Source organism: Devosia sp. LjRoot16, from assembly GCF_964252795.1.
Classification (GTDB): Bacteria; Pseudomonadota; Alphaproteobacteria; order Rhizobiales; family Devosiaceae; genus Devosia_A.
In genome coordinates this window covers 1,582,119-1,603,598 of sequence record NZ_CAXUPH020000001.1, presented here as the reverse complement: position 1 = coordinate 1,603,598, position 21,480 = coordinate 1,582,119, and the positions used below count along the sequence as shown (strand labels likewise).

General features: G+C 66.7%; 25 protein-coding genes. 14 read left to right on the top strand and 11 right to left on the bottom strand.

Annotated features, from left to right (window positions below):
* The 7 genes from ACSQ23_RS07530 to ACSQ23_RS07500 all read left to right on the top strand — a co-directional run bounded on the left by ACSQ23_RS07530 (window position 1) and on the right by ACSQ23_RS07500 (window position 5,945).
* Window positions 1-876, top strand: a complete 876-nt coding sequence (locus tag ACSQ23_RS07530; RefSeq protein WP_436090229.1) for a sigma-70 family RNA polymerase sigma factor — start codon at window positions 1-3, stop codon at window positions 874-876.
* A gap of 96 nt (window positions 877-972) precedes the next feature.
* Window positions 973-1,275 (top strand): YggT family protein, encoded by a 303-nt coding sequence (locus ACSQ23_RS07525; RefSeq protein ID WP_055874772.1) that lies wholly within the window; start codon window positions 973-975, stop codon window positions 1,273-1,275.
* 10 nt (window positions 1,276-1,285) lie between these two features.
* Window positions 1,286-1,723 carry a GNAT family N-acetyltransferase gene (locus tag ACSQ23_RS07520; RefSeq protein WP_436090228.1) on the top strand — a complete coding sequence of 146 codons (438 nt, stop codon included), beginning with the start codon at window positions 1,286-1,288 and terminating at the stop codon, window positions 1,721-1,723.
* On the top strand, window positions 1,720-2,028 hold the full coding sequence (locus ACSQ23_RS07515) for a DUF167 family protein (protein WP_436090227.1): 309 nt from the start codon (window positions 1,720-1,722) through the stop codon (window positions 2,026-2,028). Before ACSQ23_RS07520 ends, ACSQ23_RS07515 begins: the two co-directional genes overlap by 4 nt.
* Window positions 2,029-2,067: 39 nt before the next feature.
* Window positions 2,068-2,628 (top strand): TetR/AcrR family transcriptional regulator, encoded by a 561-nt coding sequence (locus ACSQ23_RS07510; RefSeq protein ID WP_436090226.1) that lies wholly within the window; start codon window positions 2,068-2,070, stop codon window positions 2,626-2,628.
* Window positions 2,629-2,698: 70 nt separating this feature from the next.
* The gene (locus ACSQ23_RS07505) at window positions 2,699-3,475 is read left to right on the top strand and encodes an SDR family NAD(P)-dependent oxidoreductase (RefSeq protein WP_436090225.1); all 777 of its coding nucleotides are present in this window, start codon (window positions 2,699-2,701) and stop codon (window positions 3,473-3,475) included.
* Window positions 3,476-3,788: 313 nt separating this feature from the next.
* Window positions 3,789-5,945, top strand: a complete 2,157-nt coding sequence (locus tag ACSQ23_RS07500) for a sodium-translocating pyrophosphatase (RefSeq protein ID WP_055994062.1) — start codon at window positions 3,789-3,791, stop codon at window positions 5,943-5,945.
* Window positions 5,946-5,990: 45 nt separating this feature from the next.
* On the opposite strand, the gene ACSQ23_RS07495 is transcribed toward ACSQ23_RS07500, so the two are convergent.
* Window positions 5,991-6,914, bottom strand: a complete 924-nt coding sequence (locus ACSQ23_RS07495; protein WP_055994064.1) for a heme-dependent oxidative N-demethylase family protein — start codon at window positions 6,912-6,914, stop codon at window positions 5,991-5,993.
* A 33-nt stretch (window positions 6,915-6,947) separates the two neighbouring features.
* Window positions 6,948-7,340, bottom strand: coding sequence for a metalloregulator ArsR/SmtB family transcription factor (locus ACSQ23_RS07490; protein WP_082533163.1), 393 nt, complete (start codon window positions 7,338-7,340; stop codon window positions 6,948-6,950).
* Window positions 7,341-7,467: 127 nt separating this feature from the next.
* Between ACSQ23_RS07490 and ACSQ23_RS07485 the strand changes: the two genes are divergently transcribed.
* The gene (locus ACSQ23_RS07485; protein ID WP_244488374.1) at window positions 7,468-8,451 is read left to right on the top strand and encodes an acyl-CoA desaturase; all 984 of its coding nucleotides are present in this window, start codon (window positions 7,468-7,470) and stop codon (window positions 8,449-8,451) included.
* 13 nt (window positions 8,452-8,464) lie between these two features.
* On the opposite strand, the gene ACSQ23_RS07480 is transcribed toward ACSQ23_RS07485, so the two are convergent.
* The 3 genes from ACSQ23_RS07480 to ACSQ23_RS07470 all read right to left on the bottom strand — a co-directional run bounded on the left by ACSQ23_RS07480 (window position 8,465) and on the right by ACSQ23_RS07470 (window position 10,743).
* Entirely contained in the window at window positions 8,465-8,851 is a 387-nt protein-coding gene (locus tag ACSQ23_RS07480) for a YciI family protein (RefSeq protein WP_055994066.1), read from the bottom strand.
* A 191-nt stretch (window positions 8,852-9,042) separates the two neighbouring features.
* Window positions 9,043-9,876 carry a polysaccharide deacetylase family protein gene (locus tag ACSQ23_RS07475; protein ID WP_436090224.1) on the bottom strand — a complete coding sequence of 278 codons (834 nt, stop codon included), beginning with the start codon at window positions 9,874-9,876 and terminating at the stop codon, window positions 9,043-9,045.
* A gap of 63 nt (window positions 9,877-9,939) precedes the next feature.
* Window positions 9,940-10,743 (bottom strand): SDR family NAD(P)-dependent oxidoreductase, encoded by an 804-nt coding sequence (locus tag ACSQ23_RS07470; RefSeq protein WP_436090223.1) that lies wholly within the window; start codon window positions 10,741-10,743, stop codon window positions 9,940-9,942.
* Between the two features lie 84 nt (window positions 10,744-10,827).
* Here ACSQ23_RS07470 and ACSQ23_RS07465 point away from each other — a divergent pair, with 84 nt between their 5' ends.
* From ACSQ23_RS07465 to ACSQ23_RS07455, 3 genes are read left to right on the top strand one after another with little or no spacing between them, the layout of a single operon-like run.
* Window positions 10,828-11,262, top strand: coding sequence for a MarR family winged helix-turn-helix transcriptional regulator (locus ACSQ23_RS07465; RefSeq protein ID WP_436090222.1), 435 nt, complete (start codon window positions 10,828-10,830; stop codon window positions 11,260-11,262).
* A gap of 4 nt (window positions 11,263-11,266) precedes the next feature.
* Complete coding sequence (locus tag ACSQ23_RS07460; RefSeq protein ID WP_436090221.1) at window positions 11,267-11,917, top strand: NAD(P)-dependent oxidoreductase; 651 nt, start codon at window positions 11,267-11,269, stop codon at window positions 11,915-11,917.
* The gene (locus ACSQ23_RS07455) at window positions 11,917-12,657 is read left to right on the top strand and encodes an aminoglycoside phosphotransferase family protein (RefSeq protein ID WP_055994076.1); all 741 of its coding nucleotides are present in this window, start codon (window positions 11,917-11,919) and stop codon (window positions 12,655-12,657) included. Before ACSQ23_RS07460 ends, ACSQ23_RS07455 begins: the two co-directional genes overlap by 1 nt.
* Before the next feature lie 154 nt (window positions 12,658-12,811).
* Here ACSQ23_RS07455 and ACSQ23_RS07450 read toward each other — a convergent pair whose 3' ends face one another.
* Window positions 12,812-13,777, bottom strand: coding sequence for an NAD(P)-dependent alcohol dehydrogenase (locus ACSQ23_RS07450; RefSeq protein WP_436090220.1), 966 nt, complete (start codon window positions 13,775-13,777; stop codon window positions 12,812-12,814).
* Between the two features lie 105 nt (window positions 13,778-13,882).
* Between ACSQ23_RS07450 and dinB the strand changes: the two genes are divergently transcribed.
* The gene (dinB, locus tag ACSQ23_RS07445; RefSeq protein ID WP_436090219.1) at window positions 13,883-15,130 is read left to right on the top strand and encodes a DNA polymerase IV; all 1,248 of its coding nucleotides are present in this window, start codon (window positions 13,883-13,885) and stop codon (window positions 15,128-15,130) included.
* Between the two features lie 143 nt (window positions 15,131-15,273).
* On the opposite strand, the gene ACSQ23_RS07440 is transcribed toward dinB, so the two are convergent.
* Window positions 15,274-15,855 (bottom strand): dihydrofolate reductase family protein, encoded by a 582-nt coding sequence (locus tag ACSQ23_RS07440; RefSeq protein WP_055874735.1) that lies wholly within the window; start codon window positions 15,853-15,855, stop codon window positions 15,274-15,276.
* Window positions 15,856-15,996: 141 nt separating this feature from the next.
* Here ACSQ23_RS07440 and ACSQ23_RS07435 point away from each other — a divergent pair, with 141 nt between their 5' ends.
* Window positions 15,997-17,148, top strand: a complete 1,152-nt coding sequence (locus ACSQ23_RS07435; protein WP_436090218.1) for a serine hydrolase domain-containing protein — start codon at window positions 15,997-15,999, stop codon at window positions 17,146-17,148.
* 100 nt (window positions 17,149-17,248) lie between these two features.
* Here the strand turns inward: ACSQ23_RS07435 and ACSQ23_RS07430 are convergent, their stop codons facing one another.
* From ACSQ23_RS07430 to ACSQ23_RS07415, 4 genes are all read right to left on the bottom strand, one after another.
* Window positions 17,249-17,548 carry a GIY-YIG nuclease family protein gene (locus ACSQ23_RS07430; protein ID WP_055874730.1) on the bottom strand — a complete coding sequence of 100 codons (300 nt, stop codon included), beginning with the start codon at window positions 17,546-17,548 and terminating at the stop codon, window positions 17,249-17,251.
* A gap of 157 nt (window positions 17,549-17,705) precedes the next feature.
* Window positions 17,706-18,401 carry an RNA polymerase sigma factor gene (locus ACSQ23_RS07425; RefSeq protein WP_436090217.1) on the bottom strand — a complete coding sequence of 232 codons (696 nt, stop codon included), beginning with the start codon at window positions 18,399-18,401 and terminating at the stop codon, window positions 17,706-17,708.
* A 13-nt stretch (window positions 18,402-18,414) separates the two neighbouring features.
* Window positions 18,415-18,945: a plastocyanin/azurin family copper-binding protein gene (locus ACSQ23_RS07420; RefSeq protein WP_436090216.1), complete on the bottom strand. Its 531-nt coding sequence runs from the start codon at window positions 18,943-18,945 to the stop codon at window positions 18,415-18,417.
* Window positions 18,942-19,364, bottom strand: coding sequence for a DUF5602 domain-containing protein (locus ACSQ23_RS07415; RefSeq protein WP_055875962.1), 423 nt, complete (start codon window positions 19,362-19,364; stop codon window positions 18,942-18,944). The genes ACSQ23_RS07420 and ACSQ23_RS07415 overlap by 4 nt, the downstream gene beginning before the upstream one ends.
* Window positions 19,365-19,871: 507 nt before the next feature.
* On the opposite strand from ACSQ23_RS07415, the gene ACSQ23_RS07410 reads away from it, so the two are divergent.
* The gene (locus ACSQ23_RS07410; RefSeq protein ID WP_055874721.1) at window positions 19,872-21,356 is read left to right on the top strand and encodes an MDR family MFS transporter; all 1,485 of its coding nucleotides are present in this window, start codon (window positions 19,872-19,874) and stop codon (window positions 21,354-21,356) included.
* The last annotated feature ends 124 nt before the right edge of the window (window positions 21,357-21,480 follow it).

The following is a 21,480-nucleotide window of genomic DNA, read 5'->3' as shown; positions in this document are numbered from 1 at the left end:
ATGGATGCCGGGCGGGCCGATGCGGCCATCAGTTTCGAACCCCATCGGCCCCGCCTCACCCGGGTGGCCTACCGCATGCTCGGCTCGGTCGCCGATGCCGAGGATGTGGTGCAGGACGCGTTCCTGCGCTGGCACACCACCGACCGCTCCGAGGTCGACAATGCCGAGGCCTTCCTGGTGCGTGTCGTCACCCGGCTCTGCCTCGATGTACTGAAATCCTCCCGCCGCAAGCGCGAGACCTATATCGGCCCCTGGCTCCCCGACCCGGTGGTCGAGAGCGAGGCTGACATGGCCGAGGACGTCACCTTGCCCCTCCTCCTCGCGCTGGAGCGGCTCTCGCCGCTCGAGCGCGCCGCCTTCCTGCTGCATGATGTGTTCGGCATGGAGTTCGACGAGGTGGCGACCGCCATCGATCGCGAACCGGCCGCCTGCCGGCAGCTGGCGGCGCGGGCCCGCCAGCATGTGCACGAGGCGCGGCCGCGCTTCGCCGTCGACCAGCGCCGCGGCCTCGAGTTCGCCGAAGCCTTCTTTGCCGCCTCGCAGACCGGCGATATGGCGATGCTCAAATCGATGCTCGCCGCCGATATCACCGTCACCGCCGATGGTGGCGGCAAGCGTCCGGCCGGCCCGGTGCCGATTGTCGGCTTCGACGCCGTTATGCGGCTGATGGAACGGATGGCGCGGATGTTCGCCAACGCGCCGTCGCAGCTTGTCCGCTTCGCCACCATCAATGGGCTGCCCGGCTTCGTCACGCTCGAGGCAGATGGCGAGCTGCAGACCACCGCGCTCGAGATCGTCGATGGCAAGATCGCCGGCATCTATGTCGTGCGCAACCCGGACAAGCTCGGGCACCTCGATGGCATGGCGCTCAACTGAGCGCCAACCCACCGCGCTCAAAGGCAAAATCGTCGCGCCCGCTTGCCGCCCGGCGTTTCGCCCCCTAAATAGGGCGGCGAACCCGAGGGCCACCCGATGATCTTTGCCATTCTGCAGACGCTGAGCTTCATTCTGAACATCGTCTGGTGGATCTTCCTGATCATGATCATCATGAGCTGGCTGATCAGCTTCAACGTGATCAACACCCGCAACCAGTTCGTCGCTTCGATCTGGCGCGTGCTGAACCAGATCACCGAGCCGATCTTGAAGCCGATCCGCCGCGTCATCCCGGCAATGGGCGGGCTCGACCTGTCGCCGCTGATCGTCTTCGTCATCATCTTCTTCCTGCAGAACCTCATCGGCTTCTACGCCGCCCGGGCCGCTGTCGGCGCGCTCTGAGCAGCGCGCCATGCTGCCTCAGGGCTATGAGGTCTCGACCGATCCCACGCGGATCGACCTCGACTATGTGCATCGCTACCTGAGCCAACAGAGCTATTGGGCCGGCGCCGTCCCGCGAGACGTCGTCGCCCGCTCGGTGGCCAACGCCCTGAGTTTCGGGCTCTATGCCCCCGATGGCGCGCAGGTCGGCTTCGCCCGCGTCGTCACCGATCGCGCCACCTTTGCCTGGCTGGCCGACGTCTTCATCGATCCCGGCCGGCAGGGTCTCGGGCTCGGCAAGGGCTTGATGGACGCCATCATCGCCCATCCCGACCTGCAGGGCCTGCGCCGCTTCATGCTGGCCACTGCCGACGCGCATGGCCTCTACGAGCGCTATGGTTTCACCGCGGTCGAGCATCCCGAGCGGCTGATGGTCAAGCTCCGCACCGACCTCTATCCGCGCTCGTGAAGCCGGCCTTCGAACTGTTGCCGGACGGCATCCGGCTCCATCTTCGCGTCACCCCCAATGCCGGCCTCGACCGCATCGACGGTTTCGAGACCCGCGACGACGGCGCCACCGTGCTCCGGGTGCGGGTGAAGGCGGTGCCGGACAAGGGCAAGGCTAATGCGGCGGTGATCGGGCTCCTCAGCAAAATGCTGGGCGTGCCCAAGTCAGCGGTCACTCTGATCGCGGGCGACACGACGCGGCTCAAGACCCTGCACATCGCCGGCGACTCTGACGCCCTTGCCGTTGCCCTCGCCAAACTGGGCTAGACTTCTTACATTACGGTCAGCATCAAACCGGAGCGTGCGATGAAAGTCTCCCGCGAGCAGGCGACGAAGAACCGTGCCCATGTCGTCGAGGTTGCCGGGGCCCAGTTCCGCAAGCACGGCTTTGACGGCATCGGCGTTGCCGACCTGATGCAGGCTGCCGGCCTGACGCATGGCGGCTTCTATAACAATTTTGCCAGTAAGGATGCGCTCGCCGCCGAGGCGGTGACCCAGGTGTTTACCGAGACCACCGAGCGCCTGCGCCAGTACGCGCTGGCCGCCGCCGATCCCTATGCCGCGATGGTCCGCTTCTACCTCTCGCCGGAACATCGCGACTCGATCGAGGCAGGCTGCGCCATCGCCGCATTGTCGCAGGACGCGGCGCGCCGCAGCCCGGAGCTGCGCGCCGCCTTCGAGGTGGGCATCGCCGCCTATCTCGAGCTGATCGTCGAGGTCGCCGACGTCACCCGGCCCCGCGCCATGGCCATCTACGCCACCATGGTCGGCGCCCTCACCCTCTCCCGCACCGTCACCGACCCCGCATTGAGCGCCGACCTGCTGGCCGCTGCGGCCGACGGTCTCCTCGCCGGCAAAGATTCTTAGCCTGCGCCCTTGCGGCGTTAAATTACGATCATCATGTAAACGGTGTCACGCCATTTGCAGGAGATCGATCATGGCCGCACAAACCGCCCTCATCACCGGAGCCTCATCGGGCATCGGCGAGATCTACGCCGACCGCCTCGCCAAGCGCGGCTACGACCTGGTGCTGGTCGGCCGCAATGCCGAAAAGCTGCAGCAACTCGCCACCGCGCTTGCCGCGACCTACGGCATCAAGGTGGAGCGCATTGTCGCCGACCTCGGCGAGCCCGCAGGCCTGGCGCGCGTCGAGCGGCGCCTCGAAGCCGATCCGGCCATCACCTTGCTGATCAATTCCGCCGGGCTGATCGGCGGCGGTCCGCTCAGCGCCGGCAATCTCGATGAGCTCAGCAGCATGCTGAACATCAACGTCGTCGCCCTCACCCGCCTCGCCGCCGTCGCCGCCAAGGTCTTCGCCGCTCGCGGCAACGGCGCCATCGTCAACCTCGCCTCGGCCATGGCCTTCATCGACACGCCCGCCGCCGCGGCCTATGCCGCCTCGAAAGCCTATGTGCTGAACCTCAGTCTGTCGCTCGATCTCGATGTGAAGCCACAGGGCGTCCAGGTGCAGGCGGTGCTCCCCGGCTATACCCGCACCCCGATGATCTCCGGCGGCGCTGGCCTGCCCGCTGAAGCGGTGATGGATGCCGACGCCATGGTCGATGCGGCGCTGGCAGGCTTCGACGCCGGCGAACTGGTCACCATCCCCTCGCTCGAAGCCGTCTCTGCCTATGACGACTGGGCGGCACGACGGGTGGCCCTCCGCCCGCATCTGTCGCTGTCGAAGCCTGCGGCCCGCTATACTGCTGCCTGACTGCTGAGCCGGTGCGGGCTGACCCCCACCCTTGATCCCTCCCCCTAAACATGGGGAGGGAGACGGCAGCCTCGATGTCCGTGTGAGGGTCTCCCTCCCCATTCTTCTTAGGGGGAGGGGACAGGGGTGGGGGTCAGCCCGCGCCGGGTTCTCGATTAATTCCGCCGCCCACCCCATCACCCCTACCCCATTGCGCCCCCTGCGGCGATTTGGCACAAGTTTCGCACGCGATCGTCGGGGGGCGAGGAGGAGCGGTTCGCCGCTGCAACTACGGAGCGTTCCCCGGTGACGTCACATCGAGGGAACATTCGTTATGACTCTATTGCTATGGGCGATCGTCGTGTGCGGTCTGCTCTCCATCGTATACGGCGTCGTCACGACGCAGGGCCTGCTGAAGGCCGATGCGGGTTCGGCCCGCATGCAGGAGATTTCCGCCGCAGTGCGTGAAGGCGCCTCCGCCTATCTCCGCCGCCAGTACACCACTATCGCGATTGTCGGCGTGGTCATCCTGATCCTCGCCTTCTTCCTGCTCGGCATTTATGCCGCGATTGGCTTCGCCATCGGCGCCATCCTGTCGGGTGCCGCGGGCTTTATCGGCATGAACGTCTCGGTCCGCGCCAACGTCCGCGTCGCCCAGGCGGCGACCAAGTCGCTGGCCGGCGGCCTCGACCTTGCCTTCAAGTCAGGTGCTGTCACCGGGCTGCTGGTTGCGGGTCTCGGCCTCCTCGGCGTCACCCTCTACTTCATCGTGCTCACCCAGTTCCTCGGCATCGCGCCGACCAGCCGCATCGTCATCGACTCGCTGGTGGCGCTCGGCTTCGGCGCCTCGCTGATCTCGATCTTCGCCCGTCTCGGCGGCGGTATCTTCACCAAGGGTGCGGATGTCGGCGGCGACATGGTGGGCAAGGTCGAAGCCGGCATCCCCGAGGATGATCCGCGCAACCCGGCCACCATTGCCGACAACGTCGGCGACAATGTCGGCGATTGCGCCGGCATGGCCGCCGACCTGTTCGAAACCTATGTGGTGACCGCGGTCGCCACCATGGTACTGGCGGCGATCGTCCTCCCCGACGCGTTCAAGCTCGCCGGCATGGTGCTTCCGCTGGCCATTGGTGGCGCCTGCGTCGTCACCTCGATTATCGGCACCTATTTCGTCAAGCTCGGCGCCTCCAACAACATCATGAACGCCCTCTATAAGGGCCTCATCGCCACCGGCGTGCTCTCGCTCATCGTGCTGCTGCCGACCCTGATGTGGGTGTTCGGCGGGCTCGACGTGCAGCTCGGCCTCGAAGGCGGCAAACAGTTCACCCCGTGGAACCTGTTCTGGTGCGGCGTTGCCGGCCTCGTCATCACTGGCCTGATCATCGTCATCACCGAATATTACACCGGCACCGGCAAGCGCCCGGTCAACTCGATCGCCGAAGCATCGGTGACCGGCCATGGCACCAACGTCATCCAGGGCCTCGCGGTCTCCTTGGAATCGACCGCCCTGCCGGCGCTGGTGATCATCATCGGCATCATCGTCACTTATAACCTCGCGGGCCTGTTCGGCATCGCCTTCGCCGTTACCACCATGCTGGCGCTGGCCGGCATGATCGTCGCGCTCGATGCCTTCGGCCCGGTCACCGACAATGCCGGCGGCATTGCCGAAATGGCCGGCCTCGACAAGGAAGTGCGCCACAATACCGACGCGCTCGACGCCGTCGGCAACACCACCAAGGCCGTCACCAAGGGCTATGCCATCGGTTCGGCCGGCCTCGGCGCCCTGGTGCTGTTCGCCGCCTATACCCAGGACCTGCAGTTCTTCTCGGCCAATGCCGCGGAAGGATCATTCTTCTATGGCCTGGGGCCACTCACCTTCTCGCTCGCCGACCCCTATGTCGTTGTCGGCCTGCTGTTCGGTGGCCTCTTGCCCTTCCTCTTCGGCGGCATGTCGATGACCGCCGTGGGCCGCGCCGCCCAGTCGGTGGTGGTGGAAGTCCGCCGCCAGTTCAAGGAGCGGCCGGGCATCATGGCCGGCACCGAGAAGCCTGACTACGGCAGGGCGGTCGATATGCTGACCAAGGCCGCGATCAAGGAAATGATCGTCCCCTCGCTGCTGCCGGTGCTGTCACCGATCATCGTGTTCGTCGCCATCTACTGGATCGCCGGCACCGCCGCCGCCTTCTCGGCGCTCGGCGCCATGCTGATGGGCGTCATCGTCACCGGGTTGTTTGTCGCGATCAGCATGACTGCTGGCGGCGGCGCCTGGGACAACGCCAAGAAGAGCTTTGAAGACGGCTTTACCGACAGCCACGGCGTCAAGCACTACAAGGGCTCCGACGCCCACAAGGCCTCGGTCACCGGCGACACCGTCGGCGACCCCTACAAGGACACCGCCGGCCCGGCGGTGAACCCGATGATCAAGATCACCAACATCGTGGCCCTGCTGCTGCTGGCGGTCTTGGCGCACATGACGGGCGTGGCGTAAGCGCTCGCTCCAACCCGCTATGCGGTTATCTGAGGGCCCGGGGGATCACTCCGGGCCCTTCGGCTTCAAGGCGCCGGTGATCTCGCCCAGCCGTGCCACCAGCCGGTCGCGCTCCAGGGTCAGCCCCTTGTAATCGAGCTCGGCAGCCCCGAGCGCCATGAGTTGAGCGACCAGCGAGCTGGCGATCCCTGCCGCCTCCGGGTGCTGCTCCAGCCGCGCCAGCGGATCGACATGGATGCGGATGGCGAACAGGATATCGCCGCTCACCGGCAGCTTCCGCAAAGTCTGCCGTTCTACCCGCAGGAATACGCTTGCCGCCCGTTCGCCTGTCCCGAAACGCCGTGTGCCGGGATCTGCCGTCTCGGGGTGATGCAGCCGGTCGTCCCCATAGAGCGACCAGTTCCAGCGGATCATTGGCACTTCGGGCCGCGCGTTGTCGAACATGCGCTGGATCAGCTGTGCATTCCGTGTCCCGGCACCGAATCCGGGGACGGGCCCGTGCACCTCATGCAACGGCCGCCCGAACTTCTCCCTGAGCGACCATGACGAGGGGAAGCAGAGCGAGGCGGCCGCGAGCCGCCAGCCCGCCTCGCCGCGCCGCATCAGCACCAGGTCTTCCTGCACCAGGCTTGCCGCCATCCGCAGCGGCGCCTCGCCTGGCACGCCAAGCGCCACGCGCTTCCCGGTGGGCATGATCTCGACCCCGTCACCAATCCGCCGATAGTGCTGGGGGAATTGCGTCGCAAGGTGCTCCGCCAGCAATGCCAGCACCTCGGCCTGCGCTTGCTCCGTTCCTGGCTCGGCAACAAACACCGAGTCCGGGTGCGCCGCGCTCACCCGCTCCTTCTCGGCGAGATCTGCCGCCAGACGGTCGTCGACCTCGATCCAATCGGCAAGCGGAAGCGGCTTCACGCCGATCTGGAAGAGTTTTGAGGATCCGTCATAGGGCGTGTGGAGAGATACCGTCATGTCCGCGACATTGGCCTGGACCCGGCCTCCCCTTTAGCGGTCGGTCCCGTCGGCAACTTTGCGCTCTGCCAGCGCCTTGCTTTCGCGCTTCAGCGGCCGGCCCACCGGGCAGACTTCCTGGGCGAAGCCGGTCAGCGTGTTGGTCAGGTTGTTGGGGATCAGCGAGTAATGGATGAACTGGCCGCGACGCTCCTTCGCGATCAGCCCGGCCACCTCCAGGACGCTCAGGTGCTGCGAAATCGAGGGTTTTGACATGTTGAAACGCGCCGCGATCTCACCCGCCGTCAGCGAGGTATGCGCCAGATAGGCGAGGATCCGCCGGCGCGGCGCCGAAGCCAGCGCCTCGAACACCCGCTGAAACGCCCCGTCCGGACTGACCACTTCTTCGACGGCGCTGGACAGCTCCGCGTCGACCTTACCTGGCATCGTCTCGTCCATCCGCCTCGTCCATCATTTAGGTAATTAGCCTATTGCCTAATCAAATAGGCACTGCTAAGCATTTCGGCAATTAGTTCATCGCCTAAATACATCAACCGCGCAAGGCTGAAACGCCATGACGATGACCAATTCGACGCCAGCCCTGTCGACCGGCCGGATGTACGCCGAGCCATTGAGCGACCCTGTGGCGGGAACCGTCCGCTGGGCTCCCGGAAAATCCCTCTGGACCCTGTCGTTGACCGGCATCGCGCTGGTGTTCGCGCCGCTGACCTTCAGCCTCGACGCGCTGCTGCTGTTCCTCGCCACCACCGCGATCACCATCTGCGCCGGCCATTCCGTCGGCATGCACCGGCTGCTGATCCACCGTTCGTTCAAGACCCACATCGTCATCGAGCATGTGCTGGTCTATCTCGGGACGCTGGTTGGCATGGCCGGCCCGTTCGGGATGATCTACGCCCATGACATTCGCGACTGGGCGCAGCGGCAGACCGACTGCCACCCGCTCTATGCCCATCGCCGCTGGTTCCTCATCGATGCCTGGTGGCAGATGCACTGCGTCGTGGCGCTGGACCACCCGCCCCGCTTCACCATCGAGCCGCGCACGGCCAATGACCGCTTCTACCGGTTTCTCGAGCGGACCTGGATGCTGCAGCAACTGCCCTGGGCGCTGCTGTTCCTCGCCCTCGGCGGCTGGGGCTGGGTGGTGTGGGGGATCGCGGCGCGGGTCGCGGTCTCGCTTACCGGTCACTGGCTGGTCGGCCATTTCGCGCATCGGCGCGGCCACCAGGGCTGGGCTGTCGATGGCGTCGCCGTGCAGGGCTACAACCTGCCGGCCGTCGGCCTCATCACCTTCGGCGAGGCCTTCCACGGCAACCATCATGCCTTTCCGGAATCGGCACGGCTTGGGCTCGAGCGCGGGCAGATCGACCTCGGCTGGTGGCTCATCCGGACGCTGATGGCGTTGCGACTGGCCAGCGAGATCCGACTGCCGGAGAACCTCACCCCGCGCGACGGGCTGCGGCGTCTAGCCGGAGCCGATTGCGGCAAGCGGTGCGCTGGTTGCCCGTTTGGCGCAGCAAGCGTGGCGGCGGGCCAGTAGCGCCGGGTTTCCCCTACGCCACCTCCGGCCGCCCGCGCCCGGTCACGCTATCCACCTGCTCCAGCGCCGGCCGCACTTCGATGCTCGCGACCCGCATGATCGGGCTGGTCTTGGCCAGGGCAATCGCCTCGTCGATATCTTTGGCCTCGATCAGGAAGAAACCGCCCAGGTGCTCCTTGGCCTCGACGAACGGCCCGTCGGTGCTGGAGAATTTGCCCGCCCGCTGCCGCACTGTCACCGCCGCCTGCGGCGCTTCGAGCGGCTGCGCCAGGATCAGCTTGCCGCTATCGCGCAAGCCCCAGTCGAAGGCGATCGAGTCGTCGGCCAGCTGCCGGCCTTCGGCCTCGCTTAGTGCGCCGATGGCGACGCTGTCGATGTAGACGAGACACACGAACTTCATTTGAGGCACCTCCTGTTGCGAGGCTAGTCGAACTGCGGTGGGGCGATTCGACATGCCATAAGCACCGGGCCAGCGCTCCCCTCCCCCCTGAGGGGAGGGGTGGGGGTGGGGGTCCATCGGTGATCACCGCACCACCCCCTCCCTCAATCCCTCCCCTCAAGGGGGAGGGAGGCGACCGTGCAAACCGATCGCTACGCGTTCTTGCTCCGCAGCTGCTCGCGGAACCCGCGCATCCCCACCAGCTCGAGCCCGAGCTCGGCATACATCTGCTCCACCGCGCCCGAGCGGAACAGCTCGTACTCCGCGAGCCGCAGCGGTGCGTCGTCCGAGATCATTGCGATGTCGCCCGGCTTGGTGAAGTGGAAGGCCCCCCAGTTCAGCCCCGGTTTGGCGCTGTCGAGGATGCCGCGATAGTCCGCCGCCGTCGGGCTGAGATTGCCGAACGGCGTCGACACCACGCCGTCGAACAGCGGATTGCCGCGCGCCGCCGCCTGCGCCCAGGCGCGGTCGAGCGCCATTGACGGTTCGACCCAGGCGTCCTGCGGCCCCGGCAAAAAGATCGGCAGCGAGTAGTCGGCGCCGAGCCGCTCGTAGAGCTCGACGAACTCGGGCAGCCAGACCGTCCCCATATGTGCGTCGAGATGCGTGACATCGATGCCGGCCGCGAGCGCCGCATCGATCTGCGCCCTGAGCTCGGCCTCCACCGCCGCGAGGTCGGCGCCCTGCGTCTCCGCTACCCGGCGCGGCATGAAGCCTTCGGCGTCGCACATGCCGTTATCGGCGGTGCCGGTCATCGGCCGCCAGCGGAAGCGGTCGAACTCTGATGTTAGCGTCAGGTGCACGCCGATATCGAGCTCGGGGTTGTCGCGCGCCAGCTGCGCCATATGCGGAAACCACGGGCACGGCACCATCACCGAGCCGCAGGTCACCACGCCCTGCTCGCAGAGCTCGAGGAACGCCATATTGGCGCTCCAGCTCGCCCCCAGATCATCGTGGTGCACCACCACCTGCCGCAGCGCCTGCATCGAATCGTCTCCCTCGTTCGCCGCCAGCTGTTTAGCAGCCGACGCGGCGCTCCGGGGAGTCTCTCAGCCAGCCGCCTGCATCGGCTCGCCCTGCCTATAGTTGTTCTGGATCTTGTTGCCGGCGCTTTGCCCACCATCGATCGGCAGCACCACGCCGGTGACGAAACTCGCCGCATCCGAGCAGAGCCAGCTCACCACGCTCGCCACCTCCTCGGCCCGCCCGATCCGCCGCATCGGCGTCGCCAGCCCGGCCTGCCGCTGCGCTTCCGGGCCTGCCGCCTCGAGGTGGTGGGTGAGGATCGGCCCCGGCGCCACCACGTTCACCCGGATGCCGCGATCGGCATAGTCGAGCGCTGCCGCCTTGGTCAGCCCGATGATCCCGGCCTTCCCGGACACATAGGCGGCAAGCCCCGACACCCCGATCACCCCGGCCAATGACGCCATGTTGACGATCGCCCCGCCGCCAGTTTGCAGCATCGCGGTGATCTCGTGCCGCATGCCGACAAACGTGCCGCGCACATTGGTGCGGATACCGCGATCAAAGCCGTCGAGATCGAGCTCGGCCAGCGGCGCCGGCCGCGGCCCGTCGGTCGCATTGTTGAAGGCGATATCGAGCCGCCCAAATGCTGCGAGCCCCGCCTCCACCGCCCGCTGCATCGCCGCGTCGTCGGCGACATCCGCTTTTACGGCCAGCGCCCGGCCACCCGCCTGGCGGATGGCTTCAGCCAGCGCTTCGGTCGGCTCCACCGACCGCGCCACCAGCACCACCGCCGCGCCCTCACGCGCCAGCAGCTCGGCCGTCACGGCGCCAATGCCCTTGCTGGCCCCGGCGATCAGCGCCACCTTGCCTTCATGCCGTCCACTCATCGTCATGCTCCTTTATTTGTTGGATACCAAATATGGTACCACTCAAAATATATGCAAGGGACCAGCTCGTGCTAGGCTGCGATCATGAAACCCGCACCCGCTGAGCTCGCCGCCGACACCTGGCGGCTGATGTTCGATTTCTTCGTCAGCTCCAACCCGCAGCGCAGCGAGAGCCTGCAGCGGCGCGGCCTGACGCCCAACGATTCGCGCATCCTCAACAGCCTCGATACGGCAGGCCGCCCGATCGGCGAGCTGGCGCGGCAGTTCAACAGCGACCCCTCGAACACCACCTGGGTCGTCGATCGGCTGGAGCAGGCTGGCTATGTCCAGCGCCGCCCCTCGCCCACCGATCGCCGGGTCAAGCTCGTCGCCCTCACGCCACTGGGCCTCGAAACCCAGACTGCGCTGCTGGCCGAGTTCCGCGTGCCACCGCCCGGCCTCGCCGCCCTGAGCAGCGCCGAGCTCGAAACGCTGCATCGCCTGTTTTCAAAGCTCAACCCATCAACCACCGACAGGTGACCTCATGCGCATCATCGTCATTGGCGGCAGTGGCCGCACCGGCATCCTGATTGTCGAAAAGCTGGTCGCCGCCGGCCACTCGGTGGTCGCCACCATCCGCAACCCCAAACACATGGCCGAGACGGTGAAGCGTGGCGCCGAGACCATCGTGCTCGATCTCGACAAATCGCCGCTGAGCGATTTCACCACCACCATGAAAGGCGCCGACGCCGTGGTGTTCGCGGCCGGCTCAGCCGCCGGCGAAAGCAGCGCGCTCGATCGCGTCGGCACCCGCCGCACCGTGCATGCCGCCGAGAATGCCGGGGTGAAGCGTTACCTCTCGATCTCCGCCATCGGCGCCAGCACCGGGCTGTCGATCCGCTCGATGGATGACGAGATGAAGGACTATTACAAGCAGAAGCGCGCCGCGGCGAAGTTCATCACCGGCTCCAGCCTCGATTGGACCATCCTCGAGCCGGGCGAACTCACCGATGGCGGCGGCACCGGCAAGGTGCTGCTGAGCCAGCAGGCGATCAACGAGGAGTCGGTGCCGCGCGAGGATGTCGCCGCCGTCACTGTGGCACTGCTCGAAGAGCCCAAGTCGGCCGGCAAGGTGCTGCAACTTACCCGCGGCACGCAAACCATCGCCACCGCCCTCAAAGCGGCGCTCAGCTGATGGATCAGAAGATCGGCCCACTGCTCGGCTCCGGCAAGATGGCGGAAGCCTTCCATTACGGCGACCACGTGCTGAAGCTCTATCGCGACCCCACCAATCGCTCGGTGGCCTTCGGCGAAGCCGCCATCCTCGCCATTGTCGGCGAGCATGGCCTGCCGACCCCGGCGGTGCACGCAGCCGGTCCCTATGCCGGCCGCTGGGGCCTCGTCATGGACCGCGCCCCGGGCCAGCCGCTGGCCAGCCTCGCCGCCGCCGACCCGGCGCTGCTGCCAGCGGCGCTCGAGGCCATGGTGCAGCTCCACCTCGCTATCCATGCCCGCACCGAAGTTCGCCTTTCGCCGCTGAAGCCGCGCCTCGCCGACCGCCTCGGCCGCGTCGACCTCGATGCCGCACTGCGTAGCCGCCTGCTGGCGCGGCTGGCCGAACTGCCCGAAGGCAACCGCCTCTGCCACGGCGATTTCCACCCCTTCAACATCATCGGGCCGCCCGGCGCCGCGATGATCGTCGATTGGCCCGACGCCACCTCCGGTCCGCCGGCCGCCGATGTCGCCCGCTCCTACCTCCTGATGCGCCACGGCGCCGGCCACGAGTTGGCCGACGCGTATCTGGCGGGCTATCTGGCGGCGAGCGAGCTGACTGACGCCGACATCCGTGCCTGGCTGCCGATCATTGCCGCGGCGCGGTTGGCCGAGAACGTGCCGGAGGAGAACGAACGGCTGCTGGCGCTGGCGCGGGGGTAGCTACGGTGCCGCCGACCGGTGCGCGCAATCGCGATGCTAGCGGCGATCGCCTCCCTCCCCCTTGAGGGGAGGGAATGAGGGTGGGGGTGGTTCTGTGATCACCGATGGACCCCCACCCCCAACCCCTGCCCTCAAGGGGGAGGGGAGCAGAGCCTCACGGCACCACCACCAGCTTCCCCAGCGCCTGCCCGGCGCCGATCCGTTGAAACGCCGCGGCCGTCTCTGCCAGCGGATAGACCCGGTCGATCGCCGGCGTCACCGCGCCGGCCGCGATCAGCGCCCCGAGCTCCGTCAACTGCCCGACATCCGGCTGGTGCAGCACCAGCCCGAGCTGCTGCCCGCCAGGCTTCGAGCTCATCGCCCCGAGCGTTGCCACGGCAAGGATGGTCGGTGTCGTGCCACCCACCACCGCCAGCCGCCCGGTGGGCGTGAGCGTGCGGCGGAACTGCGTCAGTGGCCGCGACGCCACCATGTCGATGATCAGGTCATAGCGTTCGCTGCCCGCGGCAAAGTCCTCGGCGCGATAGTCGATCACCCGCTCCGCCCCCACCCTGCGCATCAGCTCGAGCTTCTCCGCCCGGTCGACGCCGGTCACATCAGCGCCGGCGCGCTTTGCCAGCTGGATCGCAAACGTTCCGGCGCCGCCACCCCCGCCATTGACCAGCACCTGGTCGCCGGCCCGCACCTCGCCCTTCCAGCGCAAGCCCTGCCAGGCCAGCAGGCCCGCCTGCGGCGTCGCTGCGGCGGCTTCGAAGCTCACCCCCTCGGGGATCCTGGCCAGCACCGCTTCCGGCGCCGCGACATACTCGGCAAAGCCGCCCCAGTTCGCCCCGCTGAGATCGCCGAACACCCTGTCGCCAACGGCGAGGCGCCCCACCCCCGTGCCCAGCGCCTCGACCACCCCGGCGACATCCGCGCCGAGGATCGCGTGCTGCGGCCGCCACAACCCGCCCAGCCGCGCGAGGAACGGCTGGCCGCGTAGGAGGTCCCAATCCCACGAATTGAGCGACGCCGCCTTGACCCGGATCAGCACCTCGCCCGGCCTCGGAACCGGCTGCGCCACCTCGGCGAGCCGCAGCTGCTCCACCCCGCCATATGCCGAATAGACCACTGCCCGCATCGCGCCCTCCCGATCCCCCGCAGCACCATCCGCCGCCGGCGAGCCGCTTGACAAGCCCAACACTTCGTTCGCTTTATGTTCTCATTGCGCCACGGAGAATCCCGGATGGAGCCCGCCGCCACGATCCTCCACGCCGATCTCGATGCCTTCTACGCTTCGGTCGAGCAGCTGCTGAACCCGGAGTTGCGCGGCAAGCCGATCGCCGTCGGCGGCGGCGTGGTGCTGGCCGCCTCCTACGAGGCCAAGGCCTTCGGCGTGCACGGCGGCATGTCCGGCTGGGCGGCCAAGGAACTCTGCCCCGAGCTGATCTTCACCGGCGGCCATTTCGAGGAGTACCAGCGGCTGGGCGACGCGGCGATCGGCATCCTCGACGACTACACCCCGCTGGTCGAACGCATCTCGATCGACGAAGCCTTTGCCGATGTCGCCGGCTGCGAGCACCTGTTCGGCAGCCCCGAAACCATTGCCCGCACGGTTCGCGCCCGCGTCCGGGCCGAGCTCGGCCTCCCCATCTCGGTCGGCGTGGCGCGCACCAAGCATCTGGCCAAGATCGCCTCGCAGGTGGCCAAGCCCGATGGTCTCGTGGTGGTCGATCCGGTGCGCGAGCTCGAGTTCCTGCACCCGCTGCCGGTGAGCCTGATGTGGGGCGTCGGCCCGGTCACCGAGGGCAAGCTCGAGGACGAGGGCATCCTCACCATCGGCCAGCTGGCCGAACAGCGCAACGAGTGGGTGCAGCGTATCCTCGGCCATGCCGCCGGCGAAAAGCTCAGCGCGCTGGCTTGGAACCGCGACCCGCGCGGCATCGTCACCAACCAGCGCGCCCGCTCCGCCGGGGCCCAGTCGGCGCTCGGCAAAAAGCCGTTCATCGAACGGATCTACCGGCCGACCCTGCATCACCTCGCCGATCGCATCGCCTCGCGGCTCAGGGTGAAATCCTGGCACGGCCACACCATCACGGCGCGTGTCCGCTTCCGCGACCTGCGCGCCGTCACCCGCTCGATCACCATCGACCAGCCGATTTCGGCCACTGTGAGCCTCGCCGAGATCGCCGAGGACCTGGTGCGGGTCGTCCAGGCCGATCACCCCGACGAGCGCACCATCACGCTGCTCGCCATCTCGGTGGCGCAGCTCGAGCGCGATCCGCTGGTGCAGCTCGAACTGCCGCTCGACCTCGCCGACGACGCCCGCCGCCCCGGCACCCGGCGCGGCGCCTCGCGCCTTAGCGCCGATCGGGCCATGGACGCCGTCCGCATCCGCTTCGGCCGCGAAGCCATCGGCTATGCCTCGGCGACGCTCGAGCTCGATCGCTCCGTCCCCGACGCCTTCCGCGGCTTGGCGGAAAAGCCGCTGTAGAGCGCATCAGCACTTTGTGATTGAGCTCGGCCTGGCCTACCCACCGGGTGTCATCCCTGCGAAAGCAGGGACCCAACTCACAGCCCGCGCCAGCCGATAGATGGCTCCCTGCTTTCGCAGGGATGACACCGCAGGTGATTGGTTCATTCGTGAACAGGCTGAGCCCGGCGATAGATCAGCTTCATCACCCCGCTGTCAAAGCGTTCGCTGTCGATCAGCTCGATATCGAAGCGCCGCTCCAGGTTGTCGAGCAACCGCCGGCCCTTGCCGAGGACGATCGGGTGGATCAGCCAGTGATACTCATCGACGAGGCCGAGATTGGTCAGCTGCTGCACGATGGTGGCGCTGCCATAGGTGAGGATATCACCGCCCGCCCGCGCCTTGAACGCGTTGACCTTGGCCGCATCGAGCTCCCGCCACAGCTCCGAGGTCGGCCACTTCGCCGCCTGCAGGTTGTGCGAGATCACCACCTTGTGCAGCGCATTGATCCGCTCGGCATAGGTCTTCTCCCACGTCGCGGCATTGGGGTTAGCGGGAACAGCCGGCCAGTACTGCGCGAAATCCTGATAGGTGCCCTTGCCGAGCAGCAGGCTGCTGGCGCCGTTGACCAGCCCGATCTCGTAACTCGACAGCTGGTCGTCGCCGCGGATCCAGTCCATCTCACCCATCGGGCCGGCGATGAAACCGTCGAGGCTGATCCAGTGTGTGCTGATGAGCTTGTTCATTCACCTTCTCCGTAATCAACAAGATTGTTAATCAACATAATTGTTGAGTACGTCGTGAGGCCGGCCCTGTCAAGCGAGGCAGCCGCATTTCCGCCATCCATGCCTGCGAGCCATTTGCGCCAGGGGTTTTGGGGGATTTCGTTGCGCAAACTGCTGATCGCGCTGGTGCTGGTGCTAGGTGGTGCGGTGACGGCCACCTTGGCCTATGCCCCTTACCTTCCGCAGCTGGTCGCCGAGGGCGTGCCGCCGCTCATCTGGCCGGCGCCCGGGCACTTCGCCAGCATCGAGGGCGCCGCAACGCCGCGTGATTTGCACGTCGCCGAAGCATCCAGCACCCGTCCATTGCAACCCGACCTCGAGGCCGCCTTCACCGAGAAGCGCGGCAAGGCCCTGCTCGTCGCCCGCGCCGGCCGGCTCGAACTCGAGCACTACGCGCCAGGTCTCACTGCCGAAACCCGCTTCAACTCGTTCTCGATGGCCAAAAGCCTCGTCGGTGCGCTGATCTACAAGGCGCTGGCCGAAGGTCGGCTGCAGAGCCTCGACCAGACCTTGGGCGAGCTCCTGCCCGATGATCGTGGCCTCGCCGGCGTCACGCTACGCGCCCTGCTGGCGATGCGCAGCGGCATCGCCTTCGACCATGGCGAGGGCAAAGCCGGCGCCGTCAGCGGCGACAAGACCGTCGATACTTCAGCCAACCCGTTCGGCCCGCTGGCGCGGCTGCATTTCCTCGGGCTCGGCGCCATCGAGGGCGGCCTCGTCACCGATGCCAAAACTGCGTCCGAGTTCAACTACCAGAACGTCAACACCGCGCTGCTCGGCGAGGTGCTCGAAACTGTCTATGGACGGGGCCTCGAACACCTGCTGGCCGAAAAGCTCTGGCGCCCGGCCGGCGCGGCGTCCGCCGCCTGGCGCCAGCCGGCTGCGGGCGCCCCGGTTTCCGCCTATTGCTGCATCTACGCCGCGGCGCGCGACTGGATCCGCATCGGCCAGTACCTGGTCGAGAACGGCACGCCGGAAGCGCCCTTCCTCCCCGCCCCGCTGTGGCGCGAGTTCCTCGGGCTCGATGTCGGCACTGCCGAGCGGCTCAAAGACCATTATGGCCAGCACCTGCGCCAGAACGTTCTCGATCGCGCCGGCCAGGCGCTGCAGGGCCCGTTCACCTACCTGATGGGCCAGGGCGGCCAGGTGCTCTACCTGCTCCCCGAACAGCAACTGGTGGTCTATCGCGCCGGCGAAACCGTGCAGCTGTTGCACTCGACGCTGTACGGCGCCTGGAACAGCATTTCGGAATAGGGTTGGTGTGGATGACGACGCTTGTTTGGCACCTGAGGTTACCCCACCCACGGTGTCACCCCGGCGAAGGCCGGGGCCCATCCTGAGATGCTGCAGTAATTCACCGCTCGCCCGTCACCTCTGGATACAGATCGCGCCAATCCGGGTTGCGCGCTTCGATCAGTCGAATCTTCCACGCCCTGTGCCATTCCTTCAGCCGCTTTTCACGCTGGATGGCAGCCTCGGCGTCCTCGTGCACTTCGTACCAGACCAGTCGCTTGACGCCGTAGCGTTTGGTGAACCCCTCGAACCAATCGTTCTTATGCTGCCAGATGCGCACTTCGGGATCGCCGCTGACGCCAACGTAGAGTGTTCCGTTCTTACGGCTCGCCATGATGTAGACGATGAAGACCTTGCTCATCGCGGTACTCAAGCATGCTTGGGGCAAGCTCGTCAGCGGACTTTGCGGCTCCGAGGATCATCTCGGTATCTCAGGATGGGCCCCGGCCTTCGCCGGGGTGACACCGTGGATGTGGGACGGTCAGTGTCCGGTAGGGTGCGCAGTAGAAATAAAGCCTTCAAGCCCCGCGCAGCACAGCGATCACCCGCTCTGCCATGTTGGCGCAACGTGCCCCGTCGAACGGATAGAGCTCGGCGAACGAGCCGCGCAGCTGCTCTTCCAGCACCACGCGCAGCATGCGCCGCGCCCGGTGCAGCCGGGTCTTCACGGTCTCGGGCTTGAGCTGCAAGTGCGCCGCCGTTTCCTCGGTGCTGAGCCCCTCGACGTCGCGCAGGACGAACACCGTGCGGAATCCCTCGGGCAGGCCGTCGATGGCGGTCTCGAGCAGTTGGCGCATCTCGGATCGGGCAGCCTCCATGTCGGCGGGGAGTGGGGCGAGCGACAGCGGGAACAGCGACACCAGGCCGGCATCGGCGCTCACCGCCTGGTCGAGCGCTTCGAGCGCGCTGCTGGGCTTGCGGCGCCGCAGCCGCGACACTGCTTCGTTGAGCGCGATGCGGGTCAGCCAGGTGGAAAAGCTGGCCTCGCCGCGAAAGCTCGCGAGCGCCGTGAAGGCCTTCACATAGGTCTCCTGCACCACGTCTTCGGCTTCGCCGTCATTGCGCAAAACGCTCCGCGCCGCGCGGAACAGCCGCTGGTTGTTGCGCTCGATCAACAGGCGTATGGCGTTCTCGCCACCCTGCCGCGCCAGCTCCACCAGCTCGGCCTCGCTCAGCGCCCGCACTTCGCTCCGTTGTTTCAGCACCGTCAGCATGTGCGCTTCTCCCCTATTCGCGGTGCACCACGGCAGCGGCGATGATCGCCGCGACGTCCGGGAACCCGGCCAGCGCGACCTGTGGCAACTCGGTCAGCGCGGCCCCGGCATTGGCATAGTCGGCGGCGCTAGCGCTCGGCGTGCCGACGACGACGCGGCCGACCATCCCGGCATGCTCGTGCGGCACGCAGTAGTAATCATAGACCCCGGGGACGCTCAGCGTCAGCGAGAACGATTCGTCCGGCAGCAGATAGTCCGAGTCCCAGGGCGTCGCCGCCTCGGGGATGCGCCGCGGCCGATCGAACAGGCTCGGGTGATAGCTCGTCACCGTGTGCGAATTGCCGAGGTCACGGTTGGTCCAGCGAATCGTCTGGCCTGGCTGCACCAGGATCCCGATCGGATCGAACCACACCTGCGAGCCGTCCGGCGTCCCCTGCATGACGATCTCCACCGTCCCTGCCGCCAGCACCGGCGATGGTCGCAGCAGCACGGCGGCGAGGAGACCCCCGCCGGCCTGCAGCGCCTGTCTGCGCGTCGCGATCATTGCGCCACCCGCGCCTCGTCGGCCACCGGCACATGCCACAGCACGACGTGCACATGCGGCTCCTCGACGCCGGGATGCCCGGCATTGAAATAGACATCGACGTGATCGACATTGCCGCCTGGCGCTGCCAGGTCGTCGAAGCGCTTGTCCGGATTGAGGTCCTTGATCGGCAGCATGTAGATGGTGCTGACCAGCTTGCCATCATGGTCGTAGGCGAGGAACGGGCCGGCCGGCAGCGACGCCGGATCGACATAGAGCTGCCCCATGCCGGGCAGGAAGTCGGGCAGCTTGACCAGCGAGCTGACGGCCTTGAAGGCGCCTGATGGCGGCGACTTGGCGATCTCGGTGGGCACATCATGCGCCAGCACCGGCAGCGTGCCGGCGAGCGTCAGGGCGAGAACGAGCGGCAGGATCTTCATGGTGAACTCCATCATCGGCGCGCCTCGGTGGCGCGTCGAACATTGGAGTGGAGCGGCAGGAAAAGGTTCCCGCGCGGCTCGAGCCGAGGGAAAAGCAAAGGGCCGGAGCAATGCTCCAGCCCTTCGAAACTGTCCGGCGGCACATAGGTAGGGCAACGCCTCAGTTTCTACATATGGGTCACAAGGGGCTTGCTTCAAGCCCCCCACCTTGCGCTACCACCACCGCCACGCGTGCTGACGATCTGGTCCCTCGTCGCGCCCCGACATTGACTCTTGCCTCATCAACGCTTAATCCGCCGCTTAACTATTTTTGCGGCGCACGCTGTCGATTTCGCCACCGGTCGCTCGTCGTACTGGTGAAAGCCAAGGAGATTTCCCTATGACCCCGTCGGTAATAGCCGCGCCCCTGCACGGGCGCTATGCGCCCTGCGGGCTGGCCGCCGCCACCCCATCCGTGCCATTCAGCCTCCCCGATTTTGTTTCCTCTCACCGCAAGGCAGGCCACAAATGACCTCCGAAACGATGACCGATATTCCGTCGACTGCCGCCGCTGCGCCGGTCGATTCGTCCACCGCCGCCCGCAACCGGCTGGTGATCGCGCTGCTGCTTGTCTCCACCTTCGTGGTGTTTCTCAACGAAACCATCATGAGCGTGGCGATCCAGCCGTTGATGACCGATCTGGGCGTCACTGCCAGCGCGGCGCAGTGGCTGACCACGGCCTTCCTGCTCACCATGGCAGTGGTGATTCCGATCACCGGGTTCCTCTTGCAGCGCATCAACACCCGGCCGATCTACATGCTCGCCATGGCGATCTTCTCTGTGGGAACGCTGATCTGCGCCGTCTCGCCGGGCCTTGAGCTCCTGGTGTTCGGCCGCGTCATCCAGGCCGTCGGCACGGCGATCATGATGCCGCTGCTGATGACCACGGTGATGACGCTGGTGCCGCCCGAATCGCGCGGCAAGACCATGGGCAACATCTCGATCGTCATGTCGGTGGCGCCCGCCATCGGCCCGACTATCGGCGGCTTCATCCTCACTCACTTCGAGTGGCGCTTCATGTTCATCCTGGTGCTGCCGATTGCGCTGGCGGCGCTGGCGCTGGGCGCCTGGCGGATGAAGAACGTCTCGACCCCGCGCTCCACCCCGCTCGACCTGATCTCGGTCGTGCTGTCGGTCTTCGCCTTCGGCGGCATCGTCTACGGCCTCTCCGGCTTCGGCGAAGCCGCTGCCGCCGGCGAGCACGGCATGTCGCCGTGGATACCGCTCGGCGTCGGGCTCGTTGCCATGGTGCTGTTCGTGTTCCGCCAGCTCAGCCTCAAGGATAAGGCGCTGCTCGACCTCCGCGCCTTCGCCATCACCAACTACACCCTGTCGGTGGTGATGATGGCGATCGCCATGATGTCGCTGTTCGGCGTCATCATCCTCTTGCCGCTGTTCCTGCAGAACGTCATCAAGCTCGATCCGCTGCAGATCGGCATGATGCTGCTCCCGGGCAGCCTGATGATGGGTCTGCTCGGCCCGATCGTCGGCCGGCTCTACGACAAGTGGGGCGCCACGCGCCTGCTGGTGCCCGGCTCGATCATCGTCAGCGCCGTGCTCTGGGGCCTGACCCTGGTCGATCAGTCGACATCGATCTGGGTGATCCTCGCCGGCCATATCGCGCTCTGCATCGGCCTCGCCATCATGTTCACGCCGCTGTTCACCGCGTCGCTGAGTTCGCTTCCCATGCAGCTCTATTCGCATGGTTCGGCCATCCTCGGCTCGGTCCAGCAGGTGGCGGGTGCGGCCGGCGTGGCGCTGTTCATCGCGCTGATGACCATCCAGTCGGCGGCGCTGACGGCGGCCGGCACCGAGCCGGTGACGGCGCTCGCCGCCGGTATCCGCACCGGCTTCATGACCGGCGCCATCATCTCGCTGTTCGCCATTGTCGCGGCCTTCTTCGTCAAGAAGCCGCCGGCGAACCCCGAAATGGCCGGCATGGGCGGGCACTAACCCCCGACTGCTTCACGTGAATCATTGAACCAATCGGGCGCCGGATCCCCCTCCGGCGCCCGATTTCTTTTGCGGACCTGTCGAAATGGCCGCGCCTCGCCCGACATTGTTTTGAGAGCAATCA